10 protein-coding genes are annotated in these 7,926 nt (G+C 67.0%); 8 read left to right on the forward strand and 2 right to left on the reverse strand.

Going from position 1 to position 7,926, the window contains the following annotated elements:
• Window positions 1–6 precede the first annotated feature (6 nt).
• The gene (locus tag K9U40_RS07490) at window positions 7–714 is read right to left on the reverse strand and encodes a type 1 glutamine amidotransferase (RefSeq protein WP_282889589.1); all 708 of its coding nucleotides are present in this window, start codon (window positions 712–714) and stop codon (window positions 7–9) included.
• A gap of 416 nt (window positions 715–1,130) precedes the next feature.
• Between K9U40_RS07490 and rpsD the strand changes: the two genes are divergently transcribed.
• The gene (rpsD, locus tag K9U40_RS07495; RefSeq protein ID WP_282889590.1) at window positions 1,131–1,748 is read left to right on the forward strand and encodes a 30S ribosomal protein S4; all 618 of its coding nucleotides are present in this window, start codon (window positions 1,131–1,133) and stop codon (window positions 1,746–1,748) included.
• A gap of 96 nt (window positions 1,749–1,844) precedes the next feature.
• On the opposite strand, the gene K9U40_RS07500 is transcribed toward rpsD, so the two are convergent.
• The gene (locus tag K9U40_RS07500) at window positions 1,845–2,168 is read right to left on the reverse strand and encodes a DUF1476 domain-containing protein (RefSeq protein WP_282889591.1); all 324 of its coding nucleotides are present in this window, start codon (window positions 2,166–2,168) and stop codon (window positions 1,845–1,847) included.
• 369 nt (window positions 2,169–2,537) lie between these two features.
• On the opposite strand from K9U40_RS07500, the gene purC reads away from it, so the two are divergent.
• The 7 genes from purC (at window position 2,538) to K9U40_RS07535 (ending at window position 7,856) form a co-directional block, all read left to right on the forward strand.
• Window positions 2,538–3,332 carry a phosphoribosylaminoimidazolesuccinocarboxamide synthase gene (gene purC / locus K9U40_RS07505; protein WP_012116061.1) on the forward strand — a complete coding sequence of 265 codons (795 nt, stop codon included), beginning with the start codon at window positions 2,538–2,540 and terminating at the stop codon, window positions 3,330–3,332.
• Window positions 3,333–3,444: 112 nt separating this feature from the next.
• Window positions 3,445–3,687: a phosphoribosylformylglycinamidine synthase subunit PurS gene (gene purS / locus K9U40_RS07510; RefSeq protein WP_121625173.1), complete on the forward strand. Its 243-nt coding sequence runs from the start codon at window positions 3,445–3,447 to the stop codon at window positions 3,685–3,687.
• 100 nt (window positions 3,688–3,787) lie between these two features.
• Complete coding sequence (purQ, locus tag K9U40_RS07515) at window positions 3,788–4,486, forward strand: phosphoribosylformylglycinamidine synthase subunit PurQ (protein WP_282889592.1); 699 nt, start codon at window positions 3,788–3,790, stop codon at window positions 4,484–4,486.
• Window positions 4,483–6,732 (forward strand): phosphoribosylformylglycinamidine synthase subunit PurL, encoded by a 2,250-nt coding sequence (gene purL / locus K9U40_RS07520; RefSeq protein ID WP_282889593.1) that lies wholly within the window; start codon window positions 4,483–4,485, stop codon window positions 6,730–6,732. The genes purQ and purL overlap by 4 nt, the downstream gene beginning before the upstream one ends.
• A gap of 30 nt (window positions 6,733–6,762) precedes the next feature.
• Window positions 6,763–7,002, forward strand: a complete 240-nt coding sequence (locus K9U40_RS07525) for a BolA family protein (RefSeq protein ID WP_282889594.1) — start codon at window positions 6,763–6,765, stop codon at window positions 7,000–7,002.
• Window positions 7,003–7,167: 165 nt separating this feature from the next.
• Window positions 7,168–7,506: a Grx4 family monothiol glutaredoxin gene (grxD, locus tag K9U40_RS07530; RefSeq protein ID WP_282889595.1), complete on the forward strand. Its 339-nt coding sequence runs from the start codon at window positions 7,168–7,170 to the stop codon at window positions 7,504–7,506.
• 14 nt (window positions 7,507–7,520) lie between these two features.
• On the forward strand, window positions 7,521–7,856 hold the full coding sequence (locus K9U40_RS07535; protein WP_282889596.1) for a hypothetical protein: 336 nt from the start codon (window positions 7,521–7,523) through the stop codon (window positions 7,854–7,856).
• The last annotated feature ends 70 nt before the right edge of the window (window positions 7,857–7,926 follow it).

A 7,926-nucleotide genomic window follows, 5' to 3' on the forward strand; every position in this document is an offset into this window, starting at 1 on the left:
ACCGCGTTACCACGTCGCCCTGAAATTGCGGTAAAGCTGCTCCGCCGCCTTGCGGAACACGGGCATCTTCTCCTCCACCGCCGCCACCAGCAGCGCCCCGCCGCCGGGGCCGGTGATGGCCTCCAGCGCGCAGCGATATTCGGTGATCTCGCCCCATTCGGGCACCGTGTCGTCGGTCAGCTCCACATGGTACTGGATGCCGAACGCCCGCTCCCCCACCTGCAGCGCCTGGATGGCGCAATGGTCGTTGTGCGCCAGCACCTTCGCCCCGTCCGGCAGCTTCAGCACGGCGGCGCCGTGCCACTGCAAAGTCGGGAAGGTGGGCGGCAGGCCGGTGAAGAACACCGATGCCTGCCCCGCCTGCGTGAGCGACACGTCGGTCACCCCCACCTCGGGGCGCGGCATGAGGCCCACCTTGCCGCCCAGGGCGTCGGCCAGCAGCTGGTGGCCGAGGCAGACGCCGAGATAGGGCCTGCCGGAGGCCACCCAGTCGCGGATCGCCGCCTTCTCGGCCACGAGCCAGGGGTGCTCCTCCTCCTGCCAGACATCCATGGGGCCGCCGAACACCATGAGGGCGTCATAGCCGTCGAGGGCGGGGATGGCCGCCCCCTCGTCCAGCTCCACGGCGTCCCAGATCACGCCGTCGGCACGCATGAAGTCGCGGAAGCTGCCGGGATGCTCGGCGGCAACATGCTGGAAAACGAGGACTCTCAAGGGACTCTCCCGGAGCGGGCGGAGCGGGTGGCCGCCATACTGGCGCACCGCTCGCCGGGACGGCAAGGGCGGCAATGTCGCAAACTGGTATCCTTATAAAGTATGGCGCAGGGTTTGACCCACCCTCACCCGGGCCACTCCTCCCCCTGACTTTATCGAGCAGCCGAGCGCCGGGGTCGTCTCGTCGTGGCGTCCTGGCGCCGGCAAACATTGACTCGGACACGGTTCGCGATTAAGAACCCGCCACCTTTCGGGCCGTCAGCGGCCCGTTCGGCGTTTCACGCACCCGTGGCATCGTCTGGCAGCGCGCCGGCCGAGCCTGTCGGTGGAAGGGGTTCCGGCATTGCGCCTGAACCCCGTCCGCAGAGGAGGGGCGCGATCCCAATTCAACCAAGACCATCAAGGATCCGCGTTACATGAGCAAGCGCATTGCGGCCAAGCACAAGATCGATCGCCGTATGGGCGAGAACATCTGGGGCCGCTCCAAGAGCCCGGTGAACCGTCGCGAGTACGGTCCCGGCCAGCACGGCCAGCGCCGCAAGGGCAAGCTGTCCGACTTCGGCGTGCAGCTGCGCGCCAAGCAGAAGCTGAAGGGCTATTACGGCTCCATCGGCGAGAAGCAGTTCCACAAGGTGTATGTTGAAGCCTCCCGCCTCAAGGGCGACACCGGCGCCAACCTCATCGGCCTTCTGGAGCGCCGCCTCGACGCGGTGGTGTACCGCGCCAAGTTCGTGCCCACCATCTTCGCCGCCCGCCAGTTCGTCTCCCATGGTCACGTGAAGGTGAACGGCCAGCGCGTGAACATCCCGTCCTACCTGGTGAAGGTCGGCGACGTGGTGGAGGTGAAGGAAGCTTCCCGCCAGATGACCCTGGTGCTCGAGGCCCAGCAGCTCGCCGAGCGTGACGTGCCCGATTACATCGAGCTCGACACCAACAAGCTGGCGGCCCGCTTCGCCCGCATCCCGGAGCTCAACGAGGTGCCCTACCCGGTCCAGATGGAACCGAACCTCGTGGTCGAGTTCTATTCGCGCTGACCTGATCGGCGCCCGCCAAACGAAAAGGCCGTCCTCTCGGGCGGCCTTTTTGCTTTCAGGGACGGGAGCCGGCCGCGCGGCCGGCTCCGCCGTCGATCAGCCCGCGGACTTCACCTCCGCCGCCGCAGCGGCAAGGAACTCGTCCATGTTGCGGCGGATCTGGTGGTCGGAGACCTCCACGCCCTTGGCGTCGAAATCGCCGCGCAGCTTGCGGAACACATCCTCGTCACCGGCCTCCTGGAGGTCGGCGACCACGACTTCCTTGGCATAGGCCTCGGCGGCCTCGCCGCTCAGGCCGAGGATCTGGGCGGCCCAGAGGCCGAGCTTCTTGTTTCGGCGGGCGACCGCCTTGAAGCGGGCTTCCTCGTCGAGCGCGAAGCGCTTCTCAAACCCTTCTTCGCGCTTGTCGAACGTGGTCATGGCACCCCTCTTCCTGACGCATTGGCGGCCGATGGCGGCCGGGATCGGTCTGGCGGCCACATGACCGCTCGCGCGCCTTGAATATCTCCCGCTTCACCCCAGATCAACGTCAGTGAGGCGCTGCCACATGCTGCCACGTGTCGCGTCCCGCCGCAGGGGCAGCAAGCCGGCCTTCGGGCGGCACCCTGCCGGCCATTTAAGCGCGAAGGATGCCGCAAAAGCCAGAGGGCAGGCATGCGCAAGCGGGCGTGGACGCGCGTTGTGTCGCGGCGCCTGATCGGCTAGTGTCCGAACGGGCTTGGTGTGCGCTGACAACAGCCATTCCGGTCCCGCCGAGGAGCGTCACCAGAACGGAGCCTTGGCAAACCCATGGATTTCCTCAATCAGCGGTATATTCCCATGAGCCGCCGCCGCCGAATCTACGAAGGCAAGGCGAAAGTCCTCTATGAAGGACCTGAGCCCGGCACACTCATCCAGCACTTCAAGGACGATGCCACGGCCTTCAATGCGAAGAAGCACGATGTCATTGATGGCAAGGGCGTGCTGAACAACCGGATCTCGGAGTACATCTTCTCCCGGTTGAACGACATCGGTGTGCCCACCCACTTCATCCGCCGGCTGAACATGCGCGAGCAGCTCATCCGCGAAGTGGAGATCATTCCGCTTGAGATCGTGGTGCGCAACGTCGCCGCCGGCTCCATCTCGACCCGTCTCGGGATCGAGGAAGGCACGCCGCTGCCGCGCTCCATCATCGAATTCTATTACAAGAACGACGCGCTCAACGACCCGATGGTATCGGAAGAGCACATCACCGCCTTCGGCTGGGCCACGACCCAGGAGATCGACGACATCATCGCGCTCGCGATCCGCGTCAACGACTTCCTGTCCGGCCTGTTCCTCGGCGCCGGCATCCGTCTTGTGGATTTCAAGATGGAATGCGGCCGCCTGTGGGAAAACGACATGATGCGGATCGTGGTGGCCGACGAGATCAGCCCCGATTCGTGCCGGCTGTGGGACATCAAGTCCAACGACAAGATGGACAAGGACCGCTTCCGCCGCGACATGGGCGGCCTCGTGGAGGCCTACAGCGAAGTGGCGCGCCGGCTCGGCATCCTGATGGAAAACGATCCCACCCAGGGCAAGGGTCCCGTCCTGGTGAAGTGAGGCGTTGAGCCCTGCATAGGAAAAATGCTAGGCGGGGGCCGCATTGGCCCCCGTTTGCGTTGCAGCATGCCGCACCGCTCACCCGGGGCGGACCAGAAAAGCAGAAGGTGTCATGAAGGCACGTGTCATTGTCACGCTGAAGTCGGCGGTGCTGGACCCCCAGGGCAAGGCCATCGAGGGCGCGCTGCGCTCGCTGGGAGTCTCGGGCGTGCAGAGCGTCCGCCAGGGCAAGGTGTTCGACGTCGAACTCGCGGGCAACGACCGCGCCTCCGCCGAGGGCGCGCTCAAGGAAGCCTGCGACAAGCTCCTCGCCAATACCGTGATCGAAACCTACAAGGTCGAGTTCGCGGAGTGATGCGCCATGGGCGATGTGCTAGCCTTTCCAATGCAGCATCGCCCCATTGAACGCCGGCCCGACTTCCCCCGTGCCATTGGCCCGCGCCCATTGAGAGACCATGAAACCTGCCGTCATCCTCTTCCCCGGCTCCAACCGTGAGCAGGACGCCGTACGCGCGCTGCGCCTCGTCGCCGGCGCCAGGCCGCAGGTGGTCTGGCATGCCGATCACGAACTGCCCCAGGGCACGGACCTGGTGGTCCTGCCCGGCGGCTTCTCCTACGGCGACTATCTGAGGTGCGGCGCCATCGCGGCGCGCGCCAACATCATGGATGCCGTGCGCGCCCACGCGGCCAAGGGCGGCCTGGTGCTCGGCATCTGCAACGGCTTCCAGATCCTGTGCGAAGCCGGCTTGCTGCCGGGCGTGCTGGTGCGCAATGCCCGCCTGCGCTTCGTCTGCCGCGAGGTGCTGCTGCGGGTGGAGCGGGCCGACACCCCCTTCACCAGAGCCTATCGCAAGAACGACCTCATCCGCATCCCCGTCGCCCACGGCGAGGGTAACTACACGGCGGATGAGAGCACCATCGCCCGCCTGGAGAGCGAGGGCCGCATCGCCTTCCGCTATGCCCGCCGCGACGGTCAGATCGACGAGACCGACGGCCCCAACGGTGCCATCAACGGCATCGCCGGCATCTATTCCGAGAAGTTCAACGTGCTCGGCATGATGCCGCATCCCGAAAACTACATCGAGCCGGAGATCGGCCCCACCGACGGTCGCGGCCTGTTCGAGAGCCTCGCCGGAGCCCTGAAGGCGGCGTGATCACGCCCCTCAACTCGGATCGAACCGCTGTGAACTCCATTCCCAACACGCCCCGCATCACTCCGGAGCTCGTGGCCGAGCATGGCCTGAAGCCCGAGGAGTACGAGCACTTCGTCAAGCTGATCGGCCGCGAGCCGTCGATCACGGAGCTCGGCATCGTCTCCGCCATGTGGAACGAGCACTGCTCCTACAAGTCGTCCAAGGTCTGGCTGCGCACCCTGCCCACCACGGGCAAGCGCGTCATCCAGGGGCCGGGCGAGAATGCGGGCGTGGTGGACATCGGCGACGGCCTCGCCGTCATCTTCAAGATGGAAAGCCACAACCACCCCTCCTTCATCGAGCCCTACCAGGGCGCGGGGACGGGCGTGGGCGGCATCCTGCGCGACGTGTTCACCATGGGCGCGCGGCCCATCGCGGCGCTCAACTTCCTGCGCTTCGGCGACTGCCACAACGTGAAGACCCGCCGGCTGCTGGCGGGCGTGGTGGCCGGCATCGGCGGCTATGGCAATTCCTTCGGCGTGCCCACCGTGGGCGGCTCGGTGGGCTTCCACAAGCGCTACAACGGCAACATCCTCGTCAACGCCATGGCGGTCGGCCTCGCCCGGACCGACGAGATCTTCTACGCGGCGGCCACCGGGGTGGGCCGCGCCATCGTCTATCTCGGCTCCAAGACCGGGCGCGACGGCATCCACGGCGCCACCATGGCCTCCGCCGAGTTCGGCGCCGACGCCGAAGAGAAGCGCCCCACCGTGCAGGTGGGCGACCCCTTCGCCGAGAAGCTGCTGCTGGAAGCCTGCCTCGAGATCATGAAGGCGGGCTGCGTGGTGGCGATCCAGGACATGGGCGCCGCCGGCCTCACCTGCTCCGCCGTGGAGATGGGCGCCAAGGGCGACCTGGGCGTGGAACTGAACCTCGACGCCGTGCCCTGCCGCGAGACCGGCATGAGCGCCTACGAGATGATGCTGTCCGAGAGCCAGGAGCGCATGCTCATGGTGATCGCCGACGGCAAGGAGGAGGAGGCCGAGGCCATCTTCCGCAAATGGGGGCTCGACTTCGCGGTGGTCGGCCACACCACCGACACCCTGCGCTTCGTGGTGAAGCACAAGGGGCTGGTGGAAGCCGACCTGCCCATCAAGGAACTGGGCGACGAGGCCCCCGAATACCGCCGCCCCTATGAGGAGCCGGCTCCGCGCCCGGTGATCGACCCCTCGGACGTGCGCACCGCGGCCTCCGTGGCCGATGCGCTGGAACGGCTCATCGCCTCTCCGGAGCTGTGCTCCAAGCGCTGGGTGTGGGAACAGTACGACCACCTCATCCTCGGCAACACCGTGCAGCGGCCCGGCGGCGACGCCGCCGTGGTGCGAGTGGAGGACGGCCCGAAGGCGCTGGCCCTCACCACCGACTGCACCCCCCGCTATTGCGAGGCCGGCCCCTTCGAGGGCGGCAAGCAGGCGGTGGCCGAAGCCTGGCGCAACCTGACGGCCGTGGGCGCAACCCCCATCGCGGTCACCGACAACCTCAATTTCGGCAATCCCGAGAAGCCCGAGATCATGGGCCAGTTCGTGGCCTGCGTGAAAGGCATCGGCGCGGCCTGCGAGGCGCTCGACTTCCCGGTCGTGTCCGGCAATGTCAGCCTCTACAACGAGACCAACGGCAAGGGCATCCTGCCCACCCCGGCCATTGGCGGCGTCGGCCTCATCGACAATCTCGAAGACAGCATGACCCTCGCCTTCAAGGCCGCCGGCGAGCCGGTGCTGCTGGTGGGCAAGACGCAGGGCTGGCTCGGGGCCTCGGCCTTCCTCGCCACCGTGTGCGAGCGCGAGGACGGGGCGCCGCCGCCGGTGGACCTCATCGCCGAGAAGCGCAACGGCGACTTCGTGCGCGGCCTGATCCGCGACCGCATCGCCACCGCCGTGCACGACATCTCCGACGGCGGCCTCCTCGTCGCCATCGCCGAGATGGCCATGGCCGGGCGGGTGGGCGCCTCGCTGGAGGACCCGCCGGCCGGCATGGACCCCTACGCCTGGTGGTTCGGCGAAGATCAGGCCCGCTATGTGGTGACCGTGCCCGCCGGCCAGAGCGCCGAGGTGATCCACAAGGCGGAAATGGCCGGCGTGCCCATGATCAAGATCGGCAAGACCGGCGGAGATCGCTTGATCGTCCCCGACGACCGCTCGATAGTTGTGGAATCGCTGCGTGACCGGCACGAGACCTGGCTGCCCATCTATATGGGCGCCTCCTCCTGACCGTTCCGCCGTTTTGAGGGACCTGCGACCATGCCCATGAATGCCCGCGAGATCGAGCAGCTCATCAAGGACGCGCTGCCCGATGCGACGGTGGTGATCGAGGACCTGGCCGGTGACGGCGACCACTACGCCGCCCGCATCGTGTCGGAGTCGTTCCGCGGCAAGAGCCGGGTGCAGCAGCACCAGATGGTCTATGCCGCGCTGAAGGGGAACATGGGGGGCGTGCTGCACGCCCTCGCCCTGCAGACCGCAGCGCCGGACAAGGGCTGACCGTCAAAGCTCCATTCCGGCAAGGCCGGTCCCGACAAGGGACGAGGCGCGCCCTCACGCGGCAGTGCACAAGCCGCAGGGCCAGCCCCCTTGCGCTTTGCCACGCGAGGGTCGATCCTGAAGCATGCTGGCCCTCATTCGGCCGATCAGAACGGATTTGAGACCATGGGTATTCGTGAAGACATCGACGCCATCGTGAAGTCTGGTGACGTGGTCCTGTTCATGAAGGGCACGCCCCAGTTTCCGCAGTGCGGCTTTTCCGGGCAGGTGGTGCAGATTCTCGACCATGTGGGCGTCCCCTTCAAGGGCGTGAACGTGCTTGAGAACGACGCCGTCCGCCAGGGGATCAAGGACTACGCCAACTGGCCGACCATCCCGCAGCTCTACGTCAAGGGCGAGTTCGTGGGCGGCTGCGACATAGTCCGCGAGATGTTCCAGGCCGGCGAGCTGACCACCTTCCTTGAGGAAAAGGGCGTCGCCATCCGCGACCGGGCCATCGGCTGATCACGCCGGTCCAGGTGTCCCAGCCTGATCCCAGGCCCGCGCCAGCTGCCGCGCCGCTCGCCCTCAAGCTGGCGATCACCTTGGGGCTGCTGGCAAACGCCGGACTGGCGATTCTGCTGATCGCCATTTCCGGTTTCGTCATCGCCATTTCCGGTTTCGTCTTCGGCGCCCAGGAAGGTGCCAACGGGGAAGCCTCGGCCGTCGCCGGCTGGGGCTCCACCCTCGCCATCAGCGTGCTGGCGCCCATACTCGGCCTGATGATGTGGCGGCGCGGTCGCCGCGACCTTGCGCTCGCCATGGTCTGGCTGCCGCCCCTGGCCCTGCTGGTGGGAGCGCTGGTGGTCATCTGAGCTGCGCCCTTGCAGGCATCGGGCCCGGGCGCGCGGCATCGCCGGCCCCCGCCCCTCATCTGTCCTGAAC

The sequence above is a fragment of the Xanthobacter autotrophicus genome (assembly GCF_030015065.1).
Classification (GTDB): domain Bacteria; phylum Pseudomonadota; class Alphaproteobacteria; order Rhizobiales; family Xanthobacteraceae; genus Xanthobacter; species Xanthobacter autotrophicus_D.